This window comes from Leadbettera azotonutricia ZAS-9 (assembly GCF_000214355.1).
Classification (GTDB): domain Bacteria; phylum Spirochaetota; class Spirochaetia; order Treponematales; family Breznakiellaceae; genus Leadbettera; species Leadbettera azotonutricia.
Window position 1 is genome coordinate 810,122 of the sequence record NC_015577.1, and the last position, 26,627, is coordinate 836,748.

16 protein-coding genes are annotated in these 26,627 nt (G+C 50.3%); 8 read left to right on the plus strand and 8 right to left on the minus strand.

The window, feature by feature from the left end; all coding sequences use genetic code 11:
- The first annotated feature begins 50 nt into the window (after positions 1-50).
- The 3 genes from purA to mgtE all read left to right on the plus strand — a co-directional run bounded on the left by purA (position 51) and on the right by mgtE (position 4,443).
- On the plus strand, positions 51-1,277 hold the full coding sequence (gene purA, locus TREAZ_RS03605; protein WP_015710452.1) for an adenylosuccinate synthase: 1,227 nt from the start codon (positions 51-53) through the stop codon (positions 1,275-1,277).
- A gap of 21 nt (positions 1,278-1,298) precedes the next feature.
- Complete coding sequence (gene guaA, locus TREAZ_RS03610; protein ID WP_015710453.1) at positions 1,299-2,888, plus strand: glutamine-hydrolyzing GMP synthase; 1,590 nt, start codon at positions 1,299-1,301, stop codon at positions 2,886-2,888.
- Positions 2,889-3,105: 217 nt separating this feature from the next.
- Entirely contained in the window at positions 3,106-4,443 is a 1,338-nt protein-coding gene (mgtE, locus tag TREAZ_RS03615) for a magnesium transporter (protein WP_015710454.1), read from the plus strand.
- A 9-nt stretch (positions 4,444-4,452) separates the two neighbouring features.
- Here the strand turns inward: mgtE and TREAZ_RS18200 are convergent, their stop codons facing one another.
- On the minus strand, positions 4,453-7,680 hold the full coding sequence (locus tag TREAZ_RS18200; RefSeq protein ID WP_015710455.1) for a UvrD-helicase domain-containing protein: 3,228 nt from the start codon (positions 7,678-7,680) through the stop codon (positions 4,453-4,455).
- A 12-nt stretch (positions 7,681-7,692) separates the two neighbouring features.
- On the opposite strand from TREAZ_RS18200, the gene TREAZ_RS03625 reads away from it, so the two are divergent.
- Positions 7,693-8,238 (plus strand): hypothetical protein, encoded by a 546-nt coding sequence (locus TREAZ_RS03625; protein ID WP_052297637.1) that lies wholly within the window; start codon positions 7,693-7,695, stop codon positions 8,236-8,238.
- Here the strand turns inward: TREAZ_RS03625 and TREAZ_RS03630 are convergent.
- From TREAZ_RS03630 to TREAZ_RS03640, 3 genes are all read right to left on the minus strand, one after another.
- Positions 8,228-8,869 carry a lysoplasmalogenase gene (locus TREAZ_RS03630; protein WP_043922804.1) on the minus strand — a complete coding sequence of 214 codons (642 nt, stop codon included), beginning with the start codon at positions 8,867-8,869 and terminating at the stop codon, positions 8,228-8,230. The genes TREAZ_RS03625 and TREAZ_RS03630 overlap by 11 nt on opposite strands.
- Before the next feature lie 83 nt (positions 8,870-8,952).
- Positions 8,953-9,993 carry a hypothetical protein gene (locus tag TREAZ_RS03635; RefSeq protein ID WP_015710459.1) on the minus strand — a complete coding sequence of 347 codons (1,041 nt, stop codon included), beginning with the start codon at positions 9,991-9,993 and terminating at the stop codon, positions 8,953-8,955.
- Between the two features lie 207 nt (positions 9,994-10,200).
- The gene (locus TREAZ_RS03640) at positions 10,201-13,218 is read right to left on the minus strand and encodes a chromosome segregation SMC family protein (protein WP_015710460.1); all 3,018 of its coding nucleotides are present in this window, start codon (positions 13,216-13,218) and stop codon (positions 10,201-10,203) included.
- A gap of 228 nt (positions 13,219-13,446) precedes the next feature.
- Here TREAZ_RS03640 and TREAZ_RS03645 point away from each other — a divergent pair, with 228 nt between their 5' ends.
- Positions 13,447-14,565, plus strand: coding sequence for an ABC transporter ATP-binding protein (locus tag TREAZ_RS03645; RefSeq protein ID WP_015710461.1), 1,119 nt, complete (start codon positions 13,447-13,449; stop codon positions 14,563-14,565).
- A gap of 102 nt (positions 14,566-14,667) precedes the next feature.
- A complete protein-coding gene (locus TREAZ_RS03650; RefSeq protein WP_015710462.1) occupies positions 14,668-16,569 on the plus strand; it encodes a DEAD/DEAH box helicase in 1,902 nt (633 codons plus the stop codon).
- Here TREAZ_RS03650 and TREAZ_RS03655 read toward each other — a convergent pair.
- The 4 genes from TREAZ_RS03655 to TREAZ_RS03670 form a co-directional block, all read right to left on the minus strand.
- Complete coding sequence (locus tag TREAZ_RS03655; RefSeq protein WP_015710463.1) at positions 16,541-17,206, minus strand: cobalamin B12-binding domain-containing protein; 666 nt, start codon at positions 17,204-17,206, stop codon at positions 16,541-16,543. The genes TREAZ_RS03650 and TREAZ_RS03655 overlap by 29 nt on opposite strands.
- A gap of 30 nt (positions 17,207-17,236) precedes the next feature.
- Positions 17,237-18,616: a helix-turn-helix domain-containing protein gene (locus tag TREAZ_RS03660; protein ID WP_015710464.1), complete on the minus strand. Its 1,380-nt coding sequence runs from the start codon at positions 18,614-18,616 to the stop codon at positions 17,237-17,239.
- Positions 18,613-19,722, minus strand: a complete 1,110-nt coding sequence (locus TREAZ_RS03665) for a helix-turn-helix domain-containing protein (protein ID WP_015710465.1) — start codon at positions 19,720-19,722, stop codon at positions 18,613-18,615. The genes TREAZ_RS03660 and TREAZ_RS03665 overlap by 4 nt, the downstream gene beginning before the upstream one ends.
- Positions 19,723-19,805: 83 nt before the next feature.
- The gene (locus TREAZ_RS03670; protein WP_015710466.1) at positions 19,806-22,316 is read right to left on the minus strand and encodes a LuxR C-terminal-related transcriptional regulator; all 2,511 of its coding nucleotides are present in this window, start codon (positions 22,314-22,316) and stop codon (positions 19,806-19,808) included.
- A gap of 66 nt (positions 22,317-22,382) precedes the next feature.
- Here TREAZ_RS03670 and TREAZ_RS03675 point away from each other — a divergent pair, with 66 nt between their 5' ends.
- Together TREAZ_RS03675 and TREAZ_RS03680 are read left to right on the plus strand one after the other, a co-directional pair.
- Positions 22,383-23,591, plus strand: a complete 1,209-nt coding sequence (locus TREAZ_RS03675; protein ID WP_015710467.1) for a FliG C-terminal domain-containing protein — start codon at positions 22,383-22,385, stop codon at positions 23,589-23,591.
- A complete protein-coding gene (locus TREAZ_RS03680) occupies positions 23,588-26,617 on the plus strand; it encodes an insulinase family protein (RefSeq protein WP_015710468.1) in 3,030 nt (1,009 codons plus the stop codon). Before TREAZ_RS03675 ends, TREAZ_RS03680 begins: the two co-directional genes overlap by 4 nt.
- Positions 26,618-26,627 lie beyond the last annotated feature (10 nt).

A 26,627-nucleotide genomic window follows, 5' to 3' on the forward strand; every position in this document is an offset into this window, starting at 1 on the left:
TCCTGAAAAGGGTACAGCCCCAAAACGATTTTTTTCTCTAAGGAAGAAACATGAAAGTAGTGGTGATAGGCGCCCAGTGGGGCGATGAAGGGAAGGGCAAGATCGTGGATTATCTGGCGAATGAAGCCCAGATAATCGTCCGTTTTTCAGGCGGCGCCAATGCGGGGCATACCATCGTTATTGGCGACCAGCAGTACGCCCTGCACCTGATCCCTTCGGGGATACTGTACCCTGACAAGATGGTCATTCTGGGGGCGGGCATGGTCATTGACCCTGTGGCGCTCTTTACCGAAATCAAGATGCTCCAGGACAGGGGCATTGATACTTCGGGGCGGATTCTGATTTCCGACCGTGCTCACATTGTGCTTCCCCGTTATATCCAGATTGACAAGGAGCGGGACGAGGCGCGGAAAAAGCCCATCGGCACTACGGGGCGGGGCATAGGCATCACCTATTCCATGAAGAGCGATCGCGACGGCATACGCCTGGCGGATCTTTCGTGGAAAGAAAAGATGGACGAGCTTGACAAAGCCGACCTGGACTTTTTGGCGCCCTACCTCGACAGGCTTGAAGCCATGAGCATAGACCTTTCGGCTTTCCTTGTGCATCACAAAAATTCCCAGATACTTTTTGAAGGCGCCCAGGGAACACTCCTCGACCTTGACCTTGGAACTTACCCCTATGTTTCGAGCGGCATGTCATGCGCTGCTGGCGCTGCCATAGGGGGCTGTGTTGGCCCCCGCGCTTTGGACAAGGTGCTGGGTGTTTTTAAGGCTTACAGCACCCGGGTTGGGAACGGGCCTTTCCCCAGCGAGTTTGATCCCAGCGGCGAGGATGAGCTTTGCAAATTTGTCCGGGAGACCGGGCGTGAATACGGCGTTACTACCGGGAGGCCCCGGCGCTGCGGTTATCTTGACCTTGTGGCCCTTCGTTACGCCTGCCTTACCAATTCCATCGACAGTCTCGTGATGACCCACCTGGACGTGTACGACACCCTCGATGAGATCAAGGCCTGCGTGGCGTACAGGCTTGGCGACAAGATGATCGAAAATTTCCCCGCATCCATTGCGGCTTTGAACAGCGCAACCCCGGTGCTTCGTACTTTTCCGGGGTGGAAAAAGACGCTCTCCAATGCCCTGACCTATGAGGAATTCCCCATAGCGGCCATGGAGTACATTGAGTTCATTGAGCGTTTCTGCGAGACTCCTATTCACATTGTTTCTGTGGGCTATGACAGGAAGGAAACGATTATTCGAAAGTCGCCCTGGACTATATAAAAGCAGTAACGGGAGGGTTATATGGATAAAATTCTGGTTTTGGACTTCGGCAGCCAGACCACGGCCCTCATCGGGCGGCGCATCAGGGAACTTGGGGTCTATTCTGAAGTTATCCCCGGCGATACTCCTCTTACTGATGAGTTTCTTGCAAGCGATACATGCAAAGGTGTTAAGGGGCTTATTCTCTCGGGATCTCCTGAGTCGGTGTATACCAAAGAGGGCAGCGTGCCCGACCCTAAAGTGTATTCCTGCGGCCTTCCGCTTTTGGGGATCTGTTACGGCCTCCAGCGCATGACATACGACAACGGCGGCAAAGTCGAAGCTCTCCCCAAGCGTGAATACGGCGGGGTAGGTGTTACACTTGATGATGCAGATCCGCCCCCCCATGCACTTTCTTTTATCAATGGTTTTAAGAAAAAAAGTTTTACTGCCTGGATGAGCCATGGCGATACGCTGACAAGACTTGCCCCTGGTTTTCTGCAATTCGGCACGAGTGAGACTGGCTTCCCTGCGGTAGTGATCCACGAATCCAAATCCTGGTTCGGCCTACAGTTCCACCCCGAGGTTACCCACTCAGAAGGGGGCCTCGACATACTCGCTGCGTACACCTTCGGTGTGTGCCGTTGCGAAAAAAATTGGACCATGGAACATTATGTTGAAGAAGTACGCCGTAGCCTCGCAGCCAGGGTTGAAAAAAATCCGGTGCTGCTTCTCATTTCCGGCGGCGTGGATTCTACTGTCGCGGGGGCGCTGCTCCTCAAGACCCTCGACCCTGACCATGTTCACCTTATGTACATGGACACGGGCCTTATGCGCAAGGATGAAACCAAAACAGTAAAAGTGGCGCTTGAAAAACTCGGTGCCAGGCACCTTCATATTATCCACTGCGAAGATGAATTCCTCGCCAAGCTCAAAGGGCTGGAAGATCCCGAGGCTAAGCGTAAGGCTATCGGCGATCTTTTTATTACCATACAGGAGCGGGAAGTTGCCCGTCTTGGCCTTCCTGATTCCTACTTTCTTGCCCAGGGAACTCTCTACACCGATCTTATCGAAAGCGGCAAAGGTGTGGGGAAGAAAGCCCACCTCATCAAGAGCCATCACAATGTGGGGAGTCCTCTGGTAGACGCCAAACGCAAGGCGGGCCGCATCATCGAGCCTTTGGACAAACTATACAAAGACGAAGTCCGTGCCCTTGGCCGTCTTCTTGTTGTGGATGAAGAAGTTGTGCGCCGCCATCCCTTCCCCGGCCCCGGCCTTGGGGTGCGCATACTGGGTGAAGTTACTAAAGAGAAGTGCGATATACTCCGCGAGGCCGACGCCATTTTTATTTCCGAATTGAAAAAACGCAATTTGTACGATGAAATATGGCAGGCTTTTGCGGTGCTGCTCCCCATACGCTCGGTGGGCGTTGCGGGCGATGTTCGTAAGTACGGCTGGGTGCTTGCCCTGCGGGCTATTACTTCTGCTGACGGCATGACCGCCGATGTGTATCCTTTCCCCACCAAGGATCTGCTTGAGATTTCTACGCTCATTACCAATGAAGTGCAGGACATTGGACGGGTGACGTACGATATTTCATCAAAGCCGCCGGCCACCATTGAGTGGGAGTAGCTTGATGATATGTACTTACCTTATATAGGTTATGCGTGTGGATAAATCCGCTGCCGGTCTTTGACCCAAAGGGCTGCTTTAGCTCCTTTTTCCATTCAATTGCTTCTTTCCCAATAGGGACAGGATCGGGCTTGAAGAACATTTAAGCGGTGAACACTCTCTAATAGCCAAACTTCCTCAAATCTGCTATCATAACTTTGAATCGGAGAGGCTTTTGATGGACGAAATAATAGAAATCATTAATGGAACCCCAATTGACATAAAGAGGCTTCATGCTATTTTTGCGGGGATGAATCCTGTGGATATAGCCGGGTTGTTCGAAGATATGGATAAGGACAGCATTGGACAGGTGTTTCGGGTGCTGCCCAAGGCCATTGCGGCTGAGGTTTTTGCGTATATAGAGCCTGACGAGCAGCAGCTGATTGTCGAGAACCTTACGGATAAGGAAATCAGTGAAATCATCAATAAGCTGTTCATGGACGATACGGTGGACTTTATCGAGGAGATGCCTGCCAATGTGGTGAAACGGGTATTGCAGAATGTAGGGGTGGAAAAAAGGAAGCTCATCAATCAAATATTGAGGTATCCTGAGGATTCTGCCGGCAGTGTCATGACCACTGAGTACATCAACCTCGGGGAAGACATGACGGTTGCCGAGGCCTTTGATTTTATACGAAAAACTGGCGTTAACAAGGAAACCATATATACCAGCTATGTCATCACTCCGGACAGGAAGCTCATAGGCAGCCTGTCTGCCAAGACCCTCATGCTTGCGCAGCCGGGGGAAAGGGTGAGCGATATAATGGAGAAGAATGTTATTCATACCCATACTACAGACGATCAGGAAATGGTGGCTGGGCTGTTTAAAAAGTATGACCTCCTTTCCATGCCCGTTGTTGATAATGACGACAGGCTTGTGGGTATTGTTACGGTTGATGATGTGCTCGAGATCATAGAAGAGGAGAGCACCGAAGATATCGAAATAATGGGCGCCTTGCAGCCGTCTGAAGAGCCTTATATGAAAACAGGGATTATTCAGCTTGCAAAAAACCGTATGCTTTGGCTTCTGGTGCTGATGCTTTCTGCAACTGTCACCGGCGCTGTGCTGTCGGGTTTTGAAGACGCTCTTGCGGTTCTGCCTATACTGGTTATTTTTATCCCAATGCTGATGGACACGGGAGGTAACGCAGGTTCTCAAAGTTCTACACTGATTATTCGCGGTATGGCCCTTGGGGAAATCGAAAGCAAGAATCTTTTGGAAGTTTTATGGAAAGAGGTGCGTATAGGTTTTCTCTGTGGTATTGTTCTTGGATTTATCAATTTTATCCGCGTTTATTTAATGAACGGCAGGAATGCGGTTCTTGCCTTTGCTGTAACGATGAGTTTGTTTTGTACAATCATAATTGCAAAAATGGTCGGCTGTATGCTTCCCATTGTTGCCAAGAAAATAAAAGTTGATCCGGCCATAATGGCAGCGCCTCTTATAACTACTATCGTTGATGCCGCCTCGCTGCTTATTTATTTTTCCATTGCCAAATTGATTTTTAAAATATAGGGTTTTGAATTAAAACAGCCTTAGTTGTGAATCCCTTTTCAGTATTTTTTGTTCCTGTGCGAGGGGGATTATTTTTTCAAGCTCTGAAAGAAAACGGCTTGGCCCGCCGGAAAGTGTTCTGCCCTGGAAAATCCTTGATTTTGCCCAAGAAAGCCAAAGACCTTGTTTGGCCCTGGTCATGGCAACGTAGAGTATGCGGCGTTCTTCTTCAATATCTTCATCTTTGTCATAGAGGGTGAAGGGAAGTATGCCTTCCTCAAGGGATGGCAGAAACACTTGATTGAATTCCAAACCTTTGGACGCATGTATGGTCATAATCCGCACACCTTCACGCTTGACACCGGGCATGCCTTCGGCTTCTATTGATGAAAGGCTGTCAAGGAGAGAGGGAATATCGCCAAATAAATTAGCAAGTTGTATGAGTTCTTTTAAATCCGGATGATTTTTATCCGATATGGTTTTGCAGGCTTTTTCTATTTCTTCTGATGGGGCTGAATTAAGGGAAGATCTATTTTCACGAAGGATATCCAACACTGTTTTAACAGGCTCTTCTTCCCACCAAGGCGTTTCGGCCTCATAAATATAGGGAAGCCCATGATCCGCTAAAGCCTTTATGATAGGTTCTGCCAATGCAGAAGCACGGATAAGGACAGCGCAATCGCTCAGACTTATATTGAAGCCTTCGCCGTTGACCGCATTGGCATTGCCTGCTGCATTGCTATCCATGGCGAAGAAGCTTGCTCCGCCCAAAAACCCGGCAATGGTTCTGGCTATACCTTCGGCCTCGGATGCAGCGCTGGGATATTCCGCGCGGAAAAGATTCACCCCTTGGCCGTCAACAGGAACACCGCGAAGATTTGCCCCTGCAAGCCGGGAAGCAGCTTTAATAATAGGTTCAGAACATCGGAAACTGCGAATAAGACTGAAGCTGTGGGCTTTGGGATAATCATCCATAAAGCGATCGATAAAATGTTTGTCCGACCCCCTAAAGCCATAAATAGCTTGATTGGGATCGCCTATAACCCAGAGAGGAGGGGAATTTTCGTCCTCTGCGGGGGCCAGTAATTTTACGAGCATATATTGGGCAAAATTTATATCTTGGTATTCATCAACAAAAATATGCTGAAATTTTTTGCGGTAATGATTAACAATTTTTTCTTTGAGCATTAAAAGGCGGACAGTGCCGGAAACAAGATCGTCAAAATCTATTCCCTTTTTTTCTCTAAGTTTATCCCTGTAAATGCTATAGAGCCGTTCCAATTCAGAAATTGGCTCAGGATATTGGGCTTCAATGTTTTTAAATGAGGTTTCATCGGGAAGGAGGAGGTATCGTTTTCTTTCTTCGATATATGTTCCCAGGCGGCGGGGCTGTACCTTTTTTCCTATGGCAGAGCTGCATATCTCTTTGAGCAGGATACTGCGTTCATTGTCACCGAGAATCGAAAAATCTTCAGAAAGGCCTGCTGCGATGTTTTGTTCCCTTAATATGGATCTGCAGAGGGAATGGAATGTTGAGATCGTGGGAGTGGCGGTTGTGTCTGTATTATCAATTTTAATCCCCGAAAGCGAGAGCGCCCGTTCCTTAAGCTCTGCTGCTGCCTTTACCGTAAAGCTTAGTGCGAGGATAGAAGGGGGATTAATTCCATCTCGGATAAGGCGTGCTATCCGGGCTGCAAGGAGCATTGTTTTCCCTGTTCCTGGTCCTGCAATGATGACGGCATATTTGCCGGAGTATGAAATAATTTCATCCTGAACCGCATCCGGGGTAAATAACTGCTTTACTGCTGTCTTTTGTTTTGCCTTAGAAGTATCAGTATTATTTTTTTTGGGCGATTCGCGTGCCTTTGGCTTTTCTTTCATCAGGGGCATTTTTTCTGCTGGCAGCATTTCTTCAAAAAGCCCGCCCCCGCTTTCCCTTGATTTCCCTTCAAGGACCTTGATGACGCCATATTCGCCGTCATAGCCGGGGCTCATCGAAACTTTCCCTGAACGCATATGCCTTATGGCAATAGAAAGCAATTCGCCTGAAATGCCTGGGGCAGAAAGCTTTTCAATATCCTTTAAGCTCATGTCCATGAGGATGGCGAATTCATTCCCCCCATTTTGAATAAGCCTTGTATATGCGGCGTCAACTTTTTTTGAAGCCGAACCGGTTCCCAGAATTTCTGCGCATATCTCTTTTAACGGGATAAGGGAATAATAGGGCCGTTTATTGGTGCTTTCTGCATTATCGGGGCATGGCTGCTTTTCATCTACCGGCCAATCTGCAAGTTCAAGCACCCTGCCCATGACTCCTCGGGTAAGCGGTTTGCCGCATACAGGGCAGATGCCCGACGAGTTCACGGCTTCATCAGGGCTGAGGTATATATTGCATTTCCTGTGTCCATCGTAATGGTACTTGCCTTCCTGGGGGAAAAACTCGATAGTGCCACGTATGCGTTCGTTTCTGCTGCCGGGTGCGAGGGCATGGACAAATGAAGAATATGAAAGATCCATTTCCAATAAAGTAGCTTCCCTGCCAAGTTTGTCCGGGGAATGGGCATCGGAATTGGAGATGATGGAATATTTGTCCAGGCTTTTTAGCGCCCAGTTCATGGGAGGGTTGGACGAAAGGCCCGTTTCTATCGCAGGTATATGCACACTCAGCTTGCCATAACATTCTTCGATGGAATCAAAACCCGATTTTGCGCCAAGGGCCGAAAACCATGGTGTCCAGATATGGGCTGGTATAAGCAGGGAACGGCTGTCGGTTTCGACGAGCATATCGAGGAGGTCTGCAGAATCGATACCGAGAATAGGCCTGCCATCAGAATTGATGTTTCCGATCTTTTCGAGTTTCGCATTAAATGAAGCCGCAGCTTTGAAATCGGGCAATATGATAAGGTGGTGTATTTTACGGGTTCTACCATCTTTATTATAAATAGTGCTGATTTCCCCGGTAAGCACAAAGCGGGGTTCATCAAAAGTGCCAAAGGGCTGGGGCAGCCCTTCTTCGAGAGCGGGGCCTGTGTCAAAAATGGCTCTCGCTTTTTTCTTCAAACTATAGAAGCCCTCTTCTGCATCATTAAAAGATTCACGCAATTCAGCCAGCCAGCGGGGGTGGGTACAGTCGCCGGTTCCCAAAAGGTTTATCCCCTTGATCCTGGCCCAGCGTTCAAGGGAAGCCGGGGTAAGCCTCGGACTGGTTGCCCGGGAATAGCGGGAATGGATATGGAGGTCGGCTGTAATTTTCATCATTTAGAGTATAATATGAATAAAGAGGATAACCAATATATGAAAGTGCTGTCCAAAAAACCTGAGCATAAAACCCATCTCGCAGGGAACCGCCTTGTTTCCAAGAGTCATGGCCGCATTGCTTTTCGGGGCATGATCGATGTCCTCGAGGCGGAGGTCCTGGAAGCCCAGGTTTTGGCATCTGGTCTTGGCGAAGAATGGTACTGTACTTGCCTTGGCGAAGTCCTGGATTACCTCAGGGCAATCATGATCGCCGAGGTGAAGTCAGAGCCCTTCCCCAGCCTCAAGCTTTTCGGCCTTGCCCTCGACGAGATTCACCAACAAAGCCACGATGTAAAGGCCGCCTTCGGCTTGGCACGCCATCCCCTGCCGGATCAGTCCATGGGGCCCCTTGTTGCACGGATCAATTACCTTAGGGCAAGGGTGAGGGAAGGGGAGCTTTTGGCTGTCAGGATTTTTGGGAGGCTCACAGGCCGTAGGCAAGACCTTATCACTGCCATGAACCGGCTTTCGAGCGCCCTCTGGTGGCTTTGCTGCAAAAAGATCGCCGCTACCCCATGAGCCCTATGATTATCCCCGCCTGGGCAAGTGCATAGAAAACCATTATCAGAATTGCACCGTACCTTGGCAGGGTTCTGAAGGTGAAATACGCAAGTATAGCATCGGAAACCATGAAGCAGAGGCAGCCTGCAAAAATGAGAAAGCCGTACAGATCCATGCGGGACAGGAAAAGCTGAAGCCCGATTATGTTCATGGTTTCGAGAATCGCCATATACACAATTACCGGAATGATGAGTTCTTTTTCCGGATGTATTAAGCGGAATGCTGCGATGCCGTATGGAACGGCGATAATCGCAGAGATTATCAAAGCCGGGAAATGTATGCTTCCTGTAACTGTAACAAATGTAATTATGTACGCGATATGCCCCAGAAGAAAAGCCCCAAGCCCAAGTTTGAAAAAGAGCCTGTCATTAAGCTTGAGGAGCAGTATATCTCCGGTCCATCCGAGAAGCAGGGCTAGCGCCGGCAGTATGCTTATAGCATCAGTTCCAGTCAGGTAATAAGCCAGGAGGGGCGGAATGATGAATATTTTGGTGATGCGCCTTAGCTGCTCTTTCCGGAAAAAAATAGCAATGGCATGTATAAGGCTGACAAGCATAAAAAGGGCAAGGAAGATTTTGGTATAGGTCATGTTATTGAATCATACCATAAAAAACAGGGGCTGTCCGGAAAATATTCCCTGACAGCCCCAAAAGTTTTTAGCAAAAACCGTTTTTAGCTAGACGAGCCAATCTTAAAATAGGCGCGGATCTGCAGAACGATTGTGTTAGTGGCAGGGGTGTTTACCCCCCAAAGCGGAAGGGTATAACCCAGCTGGAATTGCAGAGGCAGGGGCATTTGGGTAAAGAAAACCGATACATTGGGTTTAAGGCTTAGACTTTGCATACCGCTGTCATCCCGAGTTGTTCCATTTACCTTTACATCCGGGGATGTCTTATAAGTAACCGGCAGCCCGGCATGGAAAAGAATCGCATTCCCAAACACCGTGTCAAAATGGGGCTCGAATTCAAAGGTTAAGTCATAACCGTAAGCTACATCCACACTGGAAGGAACGCCCATCGCATATTTGTTTCCCTTGGCCTTTATGGGATAGTAAAGAAATTCGTTATACAAATTCAATGAGAAATGGCTGTTAATGATATAGTCAAAGTAAGACCTTAATCCAAAACTAAATACATGCTTGTCAAGCCTGCTTACAGTGATGGTTTCGCTGGGATCGCCTCCAGTCATGACACTTCCAATATCCTTACTCAGTTTAGCATACTCATCTTCAAAATCAGGACCCGGCAGGGGAATTTTGACCCCCGGGCCAAAGGCGAGACGGAACATCTCACTTTGTACTGGCGCAGCAGGACCGATTATCTGTATTTTGGCGCCAAGGAAAATATCTCCAAAATCCTTCAGATTGGCCTCTATTTCTTTATCACTCGGTGCTACTCCCCCAGTTATTTGACGTAGGTTAAAATCCAGGTCGGACCAGACATTCCAGCCTGGCGCCCACTGTATAGCCCCGGTGATCCAGCTGATAATTCCATATTCCAGGGCAAATCCCAGGTTGAACATCTTGACGGCGCCTTTGCCATCTGTCGTGTCCTGACGTTCCCCATCCTTATCAAAGGTCTGATTTGCAAAGGAAAAACTTGGCGCAAGATAGAAGCGCCCCATCCGGGCTGGCATGGCCTTGGCATCTTCGGCGAAGATTGCCATGGTACCACAGAGGATACCAAGGACAACTAATGAAACAATTTTCTTCATAATTTCCTCCTGTTAAAAACGTAAATATAGCCTATCCGATAATTTATCAAAATTCAAGTGCCATTATCACAAAATTCGAAAGAATGTCATTCTTGGGCAGGATGTATATCCTATTTTTGCCTCAGTTTTGCTTCAATATGGTACGGGCCCATTGCTCTTCGCTGCGGCTTATCTTCCTCGCTACCTTCTCGGCATCGCTGGCGCAGGTTAAGAATGATCCTCGGCGGGTGCATCTTCCACTGCCGGCGCCCCTTCTGCCGCCGCTCGCGACCTAATCGGGCGCAGTTCGGCTTCGGTCACCTGGGAAGGATCGTCTATGCCCGGGGGCAGCTCGCGGCCTTCTTCAATTTCGACCTCTTCATCTTCGAAAAGGCCCTGCTGGGGGGCCTCGTCAACCTGGCTTAGCTCCTCATTCTCGAGACGGACGGAGATGACCTTGGTTATGCCGGATTCTTCCATAGTGACGCCCAGGAGGGTGGAAGCGCCGGTAACGGTTTTTTTGTTGTGGGTGATAACGATGAATTGGCTCTTTGCGCCGAATTCCCTGAGGAGCTGGACAAAACGCATGACGTTCTGTTCGTCCAGGGCTGCGTCTATCTCATCCAAAAGGCAGAAAGGCGAGGGCTTTACCATGTAGGTCGCAAAAAGAAGGGCAACGGCGGTCATGGATTTTTCGCCTCCCGAGAGGAGGGTGATGTTTTCAAGCTTTTTGCCGGGGGGCTGGGCATAAATTTCTATGCCCGATTCCAGCACGTGGTTGGGATCCGAAAGCCGAAGCTCGGCCCTACCGCCGCCGAAGAGACGGCGGAACATGTTGTGGAAATTCCTCTTTATTTTGTTGTAGGTGGCAGTGAAGATCTGGGAGGATTCGTCCCGGATTTCGGCGGTGAGGTTTTCAAGGTCCTCCCGGGCTTTGGCTATGTCGGCTAATTGGCCGGAAAGGAAGTCGTAGCGCTCCTTGGTTTCGGCAAATTCTTCGGGGGCCGCAAAGTTGACGGAGCCGAGGTCTTTCAGGGCCTGCCTGCCTGCCGCAAGTTTTTCCCGCAGTTCCCCTGTGGGCTTTGTGATGGTAAAAGTGCGTTCCTCAAATTCCATGAGATCCCGGGAATGGGTGTCCCGGAAATTGTCCTGTATGTTCTTGATTTCCATTTCGGACTGGGCCGCTTCAAGCTGGATCTTTTCGAGGGTTTCCTGCATGCGGGCAAGGTCGGTCATGCGTTTTTTGATGGCGGCCTGCTTCCCGGCCAGGTCGCCGTTCTTTTTGGTGATGTCTTTTTCAATCTTTTCCAGATCGGAAGTGAGCTGCTTGCCCTTCTTTTCGATATCGGCCATTTCGGATTCGGCATCGTCGATGCGCTCGTCGATTTCTTCGGAACGCCTTCTATCGAGGAAGAGTTCATCCTGTATAGTTTTAAGGAGGCTTTCCTGGCCTGCGAGCTCGCGCCGAATGAGGCGGGCCTGCTCCTCGGCTGCCTGGGCCTGGGTGGCCATTTTCATGCGGTTTACCCTGAGATCTTCCAGGGTAGCCCGGTATTCTTCAATTTTGGCGCCCAGGTCTTCGTTGGTTTTCCTCAGATCCGCAATGCGTTCGCGGCGTTCGCCAACGCCCTCGCGGCAGGCGCGGATCTTGGCATCCAGGGCGCGTTTTTTGGTAATGATGCCTTCGGGAGCCAAAAAGTCATCGATGAAGGAGGGGGTGCTCTTGCGGTAGGCTTCGAAGAGGGCGAGGGCTTTTTCAGAATGGGCGGCGGCCTCTGCCAGGCCTGTTGCAAGGCTTTCAGCCATGCGTTTGAGTTCGTCGGGGCTCAAGCCGCTTTGGGAGGACCCGCCCCCGGAGGCTGCCCTGTCGGCTGCGGCGCCGAGGTCGCGGATAAGAGTTTCCCTTCCTGAAAGGATGGTTTTGAGCACTGAGAGGGTCTCCCGCAGAGAGGCTTCGCTGCTGCGCCGTTCCACAGCCGAGTAGCCCGCTTCTTTGAGCCCTGCGTCAAGGGCTGCCACGATGTCATCGGTGATAGCCTCCAGGTCTTTTTCATGGGCGGCCCGCTCTTCTTCAAGGCGGCGGATGTCTTCCTCGGCCCTGCGTACGCCGTTTTCGTTTTCCCCTATGCGGGACGCGGTGATCTGTATGTTTTCTTCGAAGGATTTGATGTTTTCTTCAATATCGGTAACTTTTTTGCGCAGATCCCGGACTACGCTGTCCTGCTCCTCGGCATCATCGTTGAGTTCTTCAATCTTGATGTTTGCGGCCCGTTCGCGGCCCTCGTTCTGGGAGATTTTTGCCTTGCTTTCGGCCCGCTGCTCCGAGAGGAGGCGGATTTCCTTTTCCCTGGAGTTTTTTTCCACCGCAAGCCCGTAGATGTTCTTTTGATACTCCGCAAGCTGGGCTTCCAGGGAGTTTACCAGATCCATGTTCTCTTCGAGGGCCTTGTTGGCGGCTTCCATGTCCGCATTGATGGCGTCCCGCTCGGCCCGCTTCTTTCTGAGGGCTTCTTCCCGATCGCTATGGTCGTAACGGGCTTGCTTGAGCCTTAAAAGCTGAATATCAAGCTCATACTCGAAAACCTCGTCCTTTAAGGTGCGGTATTTGAGGGTTTTATCGGCCTGGATCTTGAGGGTGTCGTAGGAACGCTTCACTTCCCCCAGAATTCCCTCTACCTGTCGCATGTTTTCTTCGGTTTTGGCGAGTTTTCGCTCAGCCTCTGCGCCCTTTACCTTGAATTTGGTGATTCCCGCGGCTTCTTCGAAAAGATAACGCCTTTCATCGGGCTTGGAAGACAGGATCTGATCGATTTTCCCCTGTTCCATCACGGAATAGGCCGCTTTGCCGACGCCTGTATCCCAGAAAAGTTCCCGCACTTCCTTGAGGCGCACCGGCGCGGCGTTGATAAAGTACTCGCTCTCACCCGAGCGGTAAAGGCGACGCTTTATTTCGATTTCCGGCACGTCCAGGGGGAGAAGGCCCTCGTCATTGGCTATGGTGAGGGTAACTTCCGCCACATTGAGGGGCTTGCGGGTCTCGGTCCCGTTGAAGATGACGTCTTCCATCTTTTCCGCGCGCATGGCTTTGGAGGCTTGTTCCCCCAAAACCCATTTCACCGCGTCTACTACATTGGACTTTCCGCAACCGTTGGGGCCCAACAGGGCGGTGATCCCGGCGGCGAATTCCACCCGGGTCTTGTCTGCGAAGGATTTGAAACCGAATATGTCAAGGCTTTTAAGGAACAAGCTAAACTCCGTATTGTGCGATAGAGTATCACTTTACCATTGAGGGCTAGCCCCATTCAAGCGGTCTAGGCGGTTTTTTAAAGGATTTTTCATTTATATATTGATAAAATAGTCAGGAATACTCGGTTTTTTTATCTATCTTCAAATTTGGCGCCTCTTTTTTCTTGACAATTCATTCTAATGGCCTTAGACTATATTTATAAACTAACCCCTAAGGGAGGCCATAGAATGGCAAAAGTAGAGTTAAAAGGTATTAGCAAAGTGTACGAAGGCAATGTCCGGGCCGTGGATAATGCCAACATCGTGGTAGAGGACAAGGAATTCGTCGTATTTGTCGGTCCTTCCGGCTGTGGAAAGTCCACTACCCTCCGTATGGTCGCCGGTTTGGAAGACATAACCGAAGGTGAACTCTATATCGACGGCGAGCTCATGAATGATGTTCCCCCGAAAGACCGGAATATCGCCATGGTGTTCCAGAATTACGCCCTGTATCCCCATATGACGGTCTATGAAAACATGGCTTTTGGCCTCAGGATCAAGAAAGTGGCCAAAGATGAGATCGATCGCCGTGTCCACGAGGCTGCCCGTATCCTGGACATCGAAAAATTCCTCGACAGGAAGCCCAAGGCCCTGTCCGGCGGCCAGCGCCAGCGTGTCGCTGTAGGCCGCGCCATTGTCCGTAACCCCAAGGTATTCCTTTTCGACGAACCCCTTTCCAACCTGGATGCCAAGCTCCGTGTGCAGATGCGCGCCGAGCTTTCCGAGCTGCACCTCCGGCTCAATGCCACCATGATCTATGTAACCCATGACCAGGTAGAAGCCATGACCATGGCCAACAAGATCGTCGTCATGAAAGACGGAAAGATCCAGCAGATTGGTTCCCCTCTCTTCCTTTATAATCACCCGGTCAACAAGTTCGTAGCTGGTTTCATTGGTTCCCCTGCCATGAACTTCCTCTCCACCAAAGTAAACGAAGAAGGCGGACAGGTCGTGCTGGACGAAGGTACGTTCAAGATCAAACCCGCTGCCGAACATGTGGAATACCTCCGCAAGTATGTTGGCAAGGAAGTGTTCTTTGGCATCAGGCCCGAAGATCTCCTCTACCAGACTTCACCGGCTGCCGAAAACAACATGGCCGTAAAGATCACTGTAGTTGAGCCTCTGGGTGCTGACATCCACCTCTGGCTGACCACTAGTAATCAGCCCCTGGTTGCCCGTACCGAGCCCCACTACACTTTCAAGGTCGGCGATATAGCCAACTTTGTCCCCAGGCTGGAGAAAGCCCGGTATTTCGACAAGGAAACCGAACTCTCCATTCTGGCTGAACTGGATACTGCTGCGAAATAAGGCCGCTTGCGCGTAAACCGGAACCGTCCTGCACAATGCGCGGGACGGTTTTTTTGTGCCTTGCAACAATATCCTGCAAATGCTACCATATAATAGAAAATTATGACAAATGATAACAATTCTTCCTTTTCCTCTTTCGGTTTATCCGATGCCGTGCTTGACGCCTTATCCCGCAAGGGTTTTACCGCCCCAAGTTCAATCCAAACCATAGCCCTGCCCCGGCTTTTGGCCGACGAAGGCCATCTCATCGTCAAGGCCAGGACGGGTACGGGCAAGACTGCCGCCTTCGGCATTCCCCTGGTGGAGCGTTTTGTCCGGGGCGAGTTGACAAAGGGCCATGCGCCCAGAGCGCTCATACTTACCCCCACCCGTGAACTCTGCCTTCAGGTTTCCCGGGAAATCGCCTCCTTTGTCCCTCCGGGAACCGGCGTGCCCCGCATCACCGCAGTTTACGGGGGAGCATCAATCCGAACTCAGATACTCGACCTTAAACGGGGCACGGAGCTTGTTGTCGGGACTCCCGGCCGGGTGATGGATCTTATGGAGCGGAAGGTGCTGGAGCTTTCCTCTGTGGATTGGTTTATCCTGGACGAAGCCGACGAAATGCTGGACATGGGCTTTTTTGAAGATGTCGAAAAAATCATGACCCAGGTGAAGAGCGAGCGCAGGGTGGCGCTTTTTTCGGCCACCATGCCCGATCCTATATTAAAGATAATACGCAAGAACATCGGGGAAGTCGAAATCCTTGAGGATGAAGCCCCTGAAGATGAAAAGCCTGCGGTTGACCAATACTACCTGGTGCTTAAGCGGGAGGATCGCCTCGAAGTGTTGCGGCGCATCATAGACGGGGCTGAGGATTTTTATGGCCTCATCTTCTGCGCCACCAAGGCTGGAACGGACGAGCTTGCCCGCCGTCTTGTGGAATCGGGTTTTGCCGCCGAAGCAATACACGGCGACCTGACCCAGGAAGCCCGGGAGCGCACCCTGAGGCGTTTCCGTTCCAAGCAGACCGCGATACTGGTAGCCACCGATGTTGCTGCCCGGGGCCTCGATATAGAGCGGCTGACCCACGTAATAAATTGGGATCTCCCCAACGACAGGGAAACCTACGTGCACCGCATAGGCCGCACTGGCAGGGCAGGCCGGAGGGGCAGAGCTATCAGCCTTACCCTTCCCGCAGAACGGGGCCGTATGACCCAGCTTTCCCGGAGCATGGAAAAAATCCTCGGAAGCAAGATCCAGTTCATGAAGGTTCCGACAGTCAAGGCAGTGATGAAGGCAGTGCGGGCCAGGATTGTTGCCGATGTCTGCTCGGCCTTGCCCGAACCGGAAGAAATTGAGACTGAAAGCCAAAGCGTTGAACCTGTCGCTGAAATTGTCGCGGCGGAAATTCCGGCGAAGCTTCCCACAGAAGTTGCAGAGGAAAATTCCTCCTCCCCTTTCCTTGGAAAAGTCTGCCATCAGCTTATAGAAACCCTGGGCGCCGAGAAAGCGGTAGAGGCCCTTATCAGCGCAAGCTATGGGGAACTTCTCGACCCCTCCCGTTACGGGACAGTCACTGAATTCGCCGAAGAAGATTTCCAAAAGGGAGGCTTCGGCGTTTCTCGTTTTGGCGGAACAGAGGGGGGCAGAAAGAGCGCATATCGGGACAAGAGGCAGGGCTTTGGATCAGGCCGCTCGCCGGGGCGCGAAGGGCGTCCCCCGGTTCATGAAGGCCGCCCCCAGCGCCATGAAGGGGCCCGCCGTGACAGCCCCGATGCCTTGAGCGATGCTTCTGCCCGTGTATATGTTGGCCTTGGGCGCCAGCATGGAGCAGGTGCCAAGGAAGTGGCGAATCTGCTTATGAAGGCAGGGGGCGTGCCCGGGCGGCTTGTGGATGCCATCGAGATGAAAGATTTTTGCGCCTTTGCTTCCCTGCCCGCCGAGGCAGCCCGCAAGGCCTGTGCCTTTTCGCGCAATGCTCCAAACGATCCGCCTATACGGCTTGCATCTCCGAGAAATTAAGCTCTTTCCTGCAATAATCCACAGCAATCTCCGCTATGCTTATGGCGTCCGGGGCGTAGAAGTCGGCCCCTATGCCCCTGCAGAGCAGCTGTGTTACCGGTCCGCCTGAAAAAAGCGTTTTTATCCTTTCCTTTAAGTTTGCTGCATTCAGGGCCGTTACAAGGTGCTTCATTTGGGGCAGATGGGTGGTCAGGGCTGTGGAGCAGGCTATGATGCGGGCTTCTTCATCCATAGCAGCGTTGATAAAACTTTCTATGGGGACGCTGGTTCCCAGATCAATCACGGTGATGCCCATGCTCTGTATCAAAACTGAAATGAGGTTTTTTTCCCATTCCCTGATATCCCCTTTGACTGTTCCGGTGACGACTTTTCCATATTGGGAATTATCCTCGTTTTGCATTGATGAGCGTAAAATTTTTATGCTTTGGTTCAGGGCCCGCTCCGCTGCCAGAATATCGGGAATGAGGATCTCTTTGTCGCGGTACTGTTTTTCTGCCGCCATTATGCCGGGATAAAGGCCCTCCCTGATGATGCATTCGATGCTGCAGTTTTCTTCTACAGCCATGGCGACCATGCTTGATGTTTCCCCTGATTTGCAGTTCTTCAGGCTTGATGCAATTTCGTGCAGATTTATCATGCTAATAACCTTTAACCTCGTTGAGGCCCTTTATTTTTTAATTATTTCGTTGTAATAGGTTGAAAAATTGATCTCTTGCGTTTCCGGGAGCTTCATGCCTCCTTTTGTTCTGAATCTGCCGGGGCTCATGCCCGCATAATTTTTAAAAATTTTCGAGAACCAGCTTTGATCCTCAAAACCGCAGTCCCCTGCAATTTTGCTCAGGGGATAATCGGTTTTTAAAAGCAATTCCTCTGCTTTTTCCACCCTCATGCGGTTGATGTAACAGGAAAGATTTTCGCCCATCTCCTCTTTGAAGATAGTGCTGAAGTATGGGGGCGAAAGCCCCGATGCATTGGCAATTTCGGACAGGCTTATTTTGCGGGTATAGTTGTCCCAGATAAAGTGTTCTGCCTTTTTTAGGGATGTCCCATGATATATTCCCTGATACGAATAATTCCGCCATGCAAAATGAGCTGCTGCAAGGTGCAGGATATCTGCCACATCTTCGATGGTTTTTGAATCCTCTATGCATCTATAAAAATAATTGTTGGTCCTGAGCAGGGCTTCAGGATCATAACCGGGACTGATGACGGTGCGGGATAGCAGGGCTATTAATTCTATGGCACGCAACTGCATAATTTTAAACTGGCCTGGGCCCGAGAGGAGAAGGAGGATGGCCAAAAGTTTGTTAAGCATATCCCGCGCATTTTTCATGTCACCCTTGCGCATATAGGAGAGAAGCAGGCGTTCTTCGTCCAGTGGATAATTAGGTGTTGTTTCGTCTGCCTTAAAGCTGTTTTTAATGGCTTCAATTTTCAGGGATATGCCGCTTTGCTGTTCGGCTTTGCGCCTAAGGGCTTTATAATATTCACTGCCGTTAGGCGAAAGCGATTCAGCGCAGATGAGGAGAATCTCCGCCAGGGACTGTATCGTCTTTGAATCGCCTTTGGAAAAATTGGAAAGCCGTTTTTTGATTTCCGGCTCAGGCACAGCCCCTTTTCCCATGCGGAACATCAGGGCGGCGACCTCTTTTTTGTCTATTCCCAGGAAACCTGTGGAGAGGAATGCTCCCTGAAATTCTCCTTCCGTATAGAGAGGGCTTGTCCAAAAAAGAAAACCCAGATCGCACATATAGATATACGTGCCGCCATACCGGTAAGATTCCCTGACAGCATTGCTGTGCAATTCATTGCAGGGATGGAGTTTTTCAGGGCATTTTTCCGGATCCATGTATTGAGCGCAATAGAGGCAGATATTTTTTTCCACGCTTATTTCAGTGCGGGATTCTGTGATTATTTCCAATTTTTTGTCGAGGACGCAGCATATGGTTCCCATGGCCTTTGCATAATTGGCAAGGAGCTTATAGGCCCTTTTTAGGAATGGATCTGTTTCTAATTGAATGGAAGAATTAGGATTATTTTTTTTCATGATAAAATATGGCCGCCTCCATTTTTTCGGTATTTTCCCGGACTCATACCCGCATAGATCTTGAATATTTTTGAGAACCAGCTCTGATCCTCAAAACCGCAAGCCCCTGATATGTTGCGCAGAGAAAGCCCGGTTTCTGTCAGCATCACTGCGGCTTTCTCGACTCTGAGACGGTTGAGGTAAACGGATAAATTTTCCCCCATCTCATCCTTGAATATGGTGCTGAAATAAGGCGCCGAAAGCCCTGAAGCATCGGCAATCTCCTTGAGGCTTATCTTGCGGGTGTAGTTTTCCCAGATGAAACGTTCGGCCCTGCGAAGGGCCGAGGCGTGCCGTATGCCCTGGAACGAAAATATCTTGGCCGAAAGATCCTCTGTAATGAGGTGGAGGTTTTCTTTCAAGTCTTCCGGGGTCTCCGATTCCTGCAGGCGTTTTAAATAGCGGTTGTTCATTTCCAGGGCAACCATCGTATCATAGGGCTCTGCTGTTTCTCTCGAGAGAAGTATAACCAGTTCCATGGCCCTGAAACGCAGTTGTTCGATATTCACAGCTTGGCTGGCATGTATGCTTCCTAAAAGGCTGTTCAGCATTTTTCTGCTTTTTTCATTATCCCCCCGGCGCAGGGCTGCCAACAGGAGCCTTTCCCTGTCCAGGGAATAGCCATGCAAAATCGCCTCCGGGTGCTTCTTTTTTGCAAGCCTGTCGATTGCTGTCATGGAATCCCTGGACGGATCCGAAATTCTTTCGGCTGCCAGGAGGAGTATGCGGGCCAGGGATTTTACCTCGTCGGGATTTTTCCCTCGGACATGGCCGGCGATTATGGCCCCTGCATAGCGGCCTGCTGTATAGATAGGGCTTGTCCAATAGACAAAGCCCTTCTCGCAGGCATAGACATAGGAAGACCCCGCACAGTGGGATCTTTCAAGGGCTTTGCGGTGAATCTCTGTGTTAAAATATTCAGGATGGGACAGGGCATGGCCCGAACTGTCAACTACTGCTGCTGTACAACCGGAAGCTTTGGCATAGAATTCCGCCGTTTTTTGAGCCTTGATCAAAAGAGGCTTTATATCCCGTCTGCTTATGATATCCCGGCCTTCTTTTTCCATGATCCGCCTCCTGTTATTATTGTCAGGTGCTCAAGAAGGGCGGGATACACCCAAATGGAGGAAAATTTTTATTTATGGAATTCTTACGATTTTATTATGCCTGCATCAATTCCGAGCCTTATGGCATCTGCACGGTTAACAGCGCCCAGCTTGTTGTAGATGCTTCTGATAGTGCTTTTGATGGTATTCGGCGAGAGGGTTGAGGCTACGGCAATTTCTTCCCTTGTAAGGCCCTGTGAGAGCCATATCAGCACGTCCCGTTCACGGGGGGAGAGTGGTGGGTACATCAATTTATTCTGGAGGGTGTTTTGCCTGTTTGCCCCCTGGGAGTTTTCATTGAAAAGATGGATTTTTTTTGCATACGCCGAAGAAGCACGGTGAATTTTTTCCAGCCATTCAAGGGGAAGGACATTCTCTTTAATGGCAGCCCCGGTGAGGGTTCTCATATCCTTGCCGAGTTCGGCAAAAGGCATGATAAGCCCCGCAGGGGAAGCAAGCTCGTAAGCCGCCTTAAGGCTTTTAAACGCGCCTTTCTTGTCATCCAGACGGTAACAGCAGCAGGCTTCGAGGACCCTGGTTTCTATGCGGCCTAAAAACAGGTTGTCCTCTTTGATGTTTTCCAGGGCTGCCAGGGCTGTAGGATAATGACGTTCGGCAAAGTGGTATTTAGCCTTTACCAAAATCTCAAGTTCCCTCGATCTGGACAGGAGATCGTTTTCTTCAAATTCATCCTTAAGCCATAATGGTACTTTTTCTGCCTGCCCTGTATGGGCATAGTACCAGCCCATAACGATATCATAATGCATCACCCGGTTGAGGTAGAAGGGTTTTTCGAGGATTGCATCAAGCTGCTTGAATATTTTTTCCTTCTCGTCAAGGCGCCCACGGCACAGATATATTCTGAGAAGATAATAGAGGCAACAGTTTTCGATTTCGTACTGATCTTTTTCACGGGCTTTTGCAAGGGCTTTAAGCAGGTCCATTTCTGCGGTTTCCAGTTCCATGGAAAAGAAAGCAAGCTCCCCCCTGGCAAGATCGTCACAGCCGTACAGGCATCCCGCCATTACCGAAACGGTATAGGGAATTATGGCAGTAAGGTTATTGATGTAGTGCTCGAATTCTTCCCGCTCGGGGTTTTTGATACTGATGACGTATGATCCGACTGAAGCTACTGAAACGGGAAGGCCTGAAACATGGCCGCAAAGCTTGCGGTACTGTTCGGCCTTTTCAAAATAGTGGACAAAGTTATAATCTCCCGTACAGCTGACATTGAGAATGCAGCTGAAGCCCAGATTGATATAGCATCCCATGAGGATCCTGTAACCAAGCTGATCTTTTTTCTTTTCGAGTCCAGGGATGATTTCTTCCAGTTCGCTTTTTGTTTTTGAGTAGAGCCCCATGCTATTAAGCGTACGGCTGCGTATGATAAAGAGGATAGGGTGTTTTTGATAAATATCATCCGGTGTTCTCTCTAATATCTCCAGAAGAAGTTTTGCAATACGGCTGGGAAGCATAAGAGGCATGGCAAAAAGGAGTGCGGCAATATCGTTATAATTGCCGGCCTTTTCATAATAAATAAGGGCGTCAACCTGCCTGTTGTTATTGGCGCACCATTTTGCCGCAGTATCCCAGATGTCAATTTTCTCTTCTTCCATCAATTTATTTTGAAACTCCTGGAGGTATTCCAGAAAGAGGTGATGTATCATCCATGAATTAAGGTAAGTATCAAACCGGATAAAGGGGCCGATAGTTTCAATCTTTTCATCCAGTCCTGTATCATGCGCAAGCTCCTTCAGAAGTTCAGGCGCCCAATAATCGATGAGTGAAAGTTTAATGCAAAATTTCTTAAGATCCGCGGGTATTTTTGCCATTACTTCGCTTTCTATCAGTTTGAAGATGTTCGAGCGCAGTGCCCTGGGTGCATAAGCCTCGTCGTCCCTGGCTGACAGGGCTGAGAGATGTATGGCAAAAGCCCAGCCTTCGGTGTCACGGCATATCTCGTCCACGATCTGGGGCGGGAATTTGATTTTCCGTAAGCAGAAGTAGTCCTCGGTTTCTTCCCTGCTGAACCTGAGATCCTCCTGGGTAATTTCAGCAACCATGCCTCGGGATTTGAGGCTCATCAGATTAATGGGAATTTCATTCCTGGATATCAGGATCGAAGAGATATTGGGAAACGGGCTGGTAACAGAATGCTCAAGATAGCGGAGCACTCGTTTGTCTTTGAGGAGATGGAAATCATCGTACACAAAAATGTATTTCTGCCGTGGGTCTATATCCTCTTTGGGTATGGCAACATAGCGTTCAAACTGCCGTTCGGATTCGGGGAAGCTCTCTGACCTTAGCCTTGCGGCTGAATCGGGATTTATGCTGGATACGGCGGCGGTGAAATTTTCCCAAAAGCGCTCCGGTATATTGTCCCGTTCGGATAGCTGAACCCATACCGCCTGTACGGGCTGGGTTTTTATAAATGCATAAACAGCCTGGGTTTTGCCGTATCCTGCCCCGGCAATTACGGTAACCACCGGACGCTGTATCGCTTCTTCAAGAAGATGACCGAGCCCCGGCCGCTCTATTAAATTTTTTGTTATCATCTGCGTACAGTATAATTATTAATTATGGTTATTGCCAGTAGATAGGCGAATAGTTTATTATTATTCATGGGTAAGCTTAAAATTCCTGCTGATGATACACCCTCCCGGGACGCCTTTGTGCCCCTGAACGCAGGCTTGGCCGCCTATAGGCAGATACTTACGCAAAGGGACAATCCCATTCCTCCGGAGCGCTCCGCTGATGGCCTTGTGAAGACCGGTGAAGGGCTTTCCAAGACCGTAAGGCCAGCGAAGAAGAAAGACACCGGTACAGAGCCGGTGTCCAGGTATCGGCGGGTGGCACAGTTTTTGGTTCTTGTGGGCAGCGACAAGGCTGCCGAGATCCTCTCCTACCTTGATCCTGATCAGGTTGAAGCTGTTTCCAAAGAGATAGTCAGCATCAAGGGCATCACCCCCGAAGAAGGAGAGGCGGTGCTGGACGAATTTCGTTCCCTCCTTTCTTCGCCTTACGCCTATTCCGGCTCGTCCCAGGGCGGGATAGAGGCTGCCCGGCGTCTTCTCTATGCAGCATTCGGCCCTGAAAAGGGCGAGAGTTTTTTGGTAAAGACCGTTCCCGAGGCTGCTGAAAACCCTTTCGATTTTTTGAAGGATTATAGCGGCGAACAGCTGGCTTTGTTTTTCCGTGACGAAAGCCCTGCGGCTATGGCAATGGTGCTTTCGCGCCTCCCCTCCCGGCTTTCCGCCGCAGCCCTTGCCAATACCGCCCCGGCCCGCAAGCTGGAGGTGGTGAAGCGTATTGCCCGCATGGGCGAGACCCACCCCGAGGTGATCGAGCGGGCAGCCGCCGCCATGAAGGAAAAGGCCCGCCACTTTGGGCGCAGCGACGATACAGCGGAGATGGACGGCATGGGGGCCCTCACGGCTATACTCAGACATTCGGATATATCCTTTGGCGACAGGCTTTTGGACGAATTAAGCTATGAAGATCCTGAATTAAGCAAAGGCCTTAAAGACAGGCTCTATACCCTGGATGACGTAGTTTTGGCTTCCGACCGGCCCATACAGGAAAAGCTCCATTCCATGCCGGATATGGACATAGCCCTGCTCATCAAAGGCCGTTCCGAAGCTTTTGTCAAAAAGATCATGGGCAACCTTTCTTCGGGAAGGGGGGAGCGGATCAGGGAAGAAGGCGAAATTATGGGGGCAGTCCCTAAAATTGAAGCAGAAGCAGCGGCCCGTGAATTTCTTGGATGGTTCAGGTTGAACCGTGAAGAAGGCCGCATACTAATGATGAACGATGAGGATGTGATTTTATGATTCAAGCTTTAAAGAAAGGGCAAATTTTAGACAGCGGTTTTGAAATTCTGGAAGTAAAGGATCTTGCGGAGCTCGAAGCAATTGGCATTTGGGCCAGGCATCAAAAAAGCGGCGCTGAAGTTTTCCATGTCCTTAATGACGACAGCGAAAATCTTTTTGGTTTTTCCTTTGCCACCGCTCCCGATGATTCCACCGGTGTGGCCCATATAATTGAGCACTCGGTTCTCTGCGGGTCAAAAAATTATCCCCTAAAAGACGCATTTTTAGTGTTGGCCCAGGGAAGCCTCCAGACCTTCCTCAACGCCTGGACTTTTCCGGACAAGACCGTCTACCCTGCAAGCTCGATTAACGAAAGGGACTATTTTAATCTCATGGGGGTTTACGGCGATGCGGTGTTCAGGCCCACCCTTTCCGAATGGACCTTTATGCAGGAAGGGCACCGGTTTGAATACGCTGAAGACAAGCTTTCCATTACCGGGGTTGTTTATAATGAGATGAAGGGCAATTACTCTTCACTGGATTCTTATGCGGGCGACTGGTCGATAAGGGCTGTGCTTCCCAATACAGCCTACGATTTTGATTCAGGCGGCGATCCTGATTGTATCCCCGGTTTAAGCTGGGAACAATTTAAGGAATTCCACCGTTCCCGCTATTCACCGGCAAATTGCAAGGTTTTTCTGGCAGGAAATATACCCACAGAAAAACAATTGACTTTTTTGAACGACAAGTTCTTTTCCTCCCTTCCTGCGGGCAAAGCTGCAGCCCCCGTTTCCAAAGTTGAAGCCTGGACAGAACCCCGAGCTTTCACCGTTGTCTGCCCCGCAGGAGCAGAAACAAAATCCACAGTATTGCTGTCATGGCTCTGCGGAGACAGTACAGACCCTATGGAGACTTTGAGTCTTGGGGCTCTTGTCGAAACCCTGCTCGGCCATGACGGCTCCCCCTTGACCAGGGCCCTGATTGATTCGGGCCTTGGGGAAGATCTTTCACCGGCAACAGGCCTTGAAGGGGAAATCAGGGAATCCGTTTTCTGCGCGGGTCTCAGGGGCGTTGACGGAAAAGAAAAGGAAACCGAAACCCTCATACTTGGCGAACTCGAAAGGCTTGCAAAAGAAGGCATCCCCAAAGAGGAAATCGAAGCTGCCCTTTTGTCCATGGAATTTTCCCATCGTGAGATACGCCGTTCAGGCGGGCCTTTCTCCCTGGTGTGGATGCGCCGTTCTCTGCGCGGCTGGCTCCATGGGGCCAATCCCTGGAGCAGCCTCCTTTTTGCGCCTTACTTTGCGGAGCTGAAACAGAAATTGGCTTCCGATCCTCATTATTTCGAAAAACTGATCAAAAAATATTTTATTGATAATCCTCACCGCGCTTGCGTTATTATAAAACCCGAGAAAGATTTTCTTGAAAAAAAAGAAGCGGCCTTATCCGGAATGCTGGCGGAAAAAGAAGCGTCATTATCAACCGCGGAAAAAGAAGCAATTCAAAAAAAATCCGCAGAGTTGCTGCGCATACAGGAAGAAAGCGACAGCCCCGAAGCCCTGTCAACAATCCCCCACCTTTCGCGGAAAGATCTTTCCGCGGAAATCGAAAAAGTCCCCAGGGATCTCTATACTGCAAACGGCACACCTGTGCTTGCGCATCCGCTTTTTACGAATGGCATAACATATGCTGATCTGGCTTTCCCTGTTGATGTACTTGAACCTGAGGATTACCCCTGGCTTCCCTTCTTTTCGAGGGCTGTCGTTTCAGTAGGTTTGCCGGGCCTTGATTACGGAGAAGTGTCCAGCCTTCTGGCGCAGACTGTGGGCGGATTCCATGCCACTCTCCAGGGCGGAACTTCTGCGCCCGGCGCCGCCAAAGCAGCTGTCTTTCCCTCGGGTATTTTTGACATAGGAGGAAGGGACTGGCTGGTGTACCATCTCAAAGCCCTGGACGAGAAATTCGGATCTTCATTGGATCTGGCCTTGCGCCTTGTCAGCGAAGCTGATTTTACGGATCTTAAACGCATACGGGATCTGGCAGTGGAAATGAAGAACGATGCTGATTCGAGCCTTGCCCCAGCCGGGCACATGTTCGCCTCGCTCAGATCAAGCCGGGGCTGTTCCCGTGCAAAACTGATAGATGAGATATGGGGCGGCCTTGATTCTATCCTTTTTGCCCACCGTCTTGTCGAAATGGGCAGCGCTGAAATCAGGGATCGCCTTGTCAGCATCAGGGACAGGCTCGTCGGAGGCGGCATGCTGGGGAATTTATGCGGCAGCTCTTCTTCAATAGAAAAAGGGCTTGGCGAATTAGGGCAGCGTTTTGGCAGATTCGGCGCCCCCAGGCCCAGGAAGGCCGCAAATGCCGAGGCCTCTGCCTTTGCCCCCCATTCCAGCCTGCCTTTAGGCCTTTCAGGCCGCCCTGAAGTTTTCTCCTCTCCTTCGCTTCAGGTAGGTTTTGCATCCTTTACACTTCCTGCCGCTCCTTTCGGTTCCAAAGGCCAAGCCGCAGAACTGGTGCTTTCCCACCTGCTTTCGACCGGCGCCCTCTGGGAAACCATACGCATGAAGGGCGGGGCCTACGGCGCTTTTGCCCAAAGCGACAACCTTGAAGGCGTCTTTGCTTTTTCTACTTACCGCGATCCCGATCCCCAGCGTTCACTGGAAGCCTTTTCGTCAATTATAAAAGAGCTTGCAACCCCGATGGGGGCATGGGATGAAAACGACGAGCTGGAGAAAGCGATAATCGGTTCTTACTCAAAAGAAACCCGTCCCCGTACCAGCGCCGAAAAAAGCCTTTCGGACTTTTACCGCTTCCTCTATGGTATTGAGGATCGTCACCGTTCAAAACGGCTCAAATCCCTCGTTGCTGTCTCGGGAAATGACATCAGCGCTGCACTTGAAAGGCTTGCTGCTTCAATTGACAGCAATACTGCGACAGGCGGGAAGGGTCCTTTCCCCCATCCTGTGATCATAGCAGGGCGCACAGAGGCCGAAAAAGCCGCCGCCCAGCTGGGGACGGGGGTAACGGAATTGCCGGTGTAATGCAATTCCC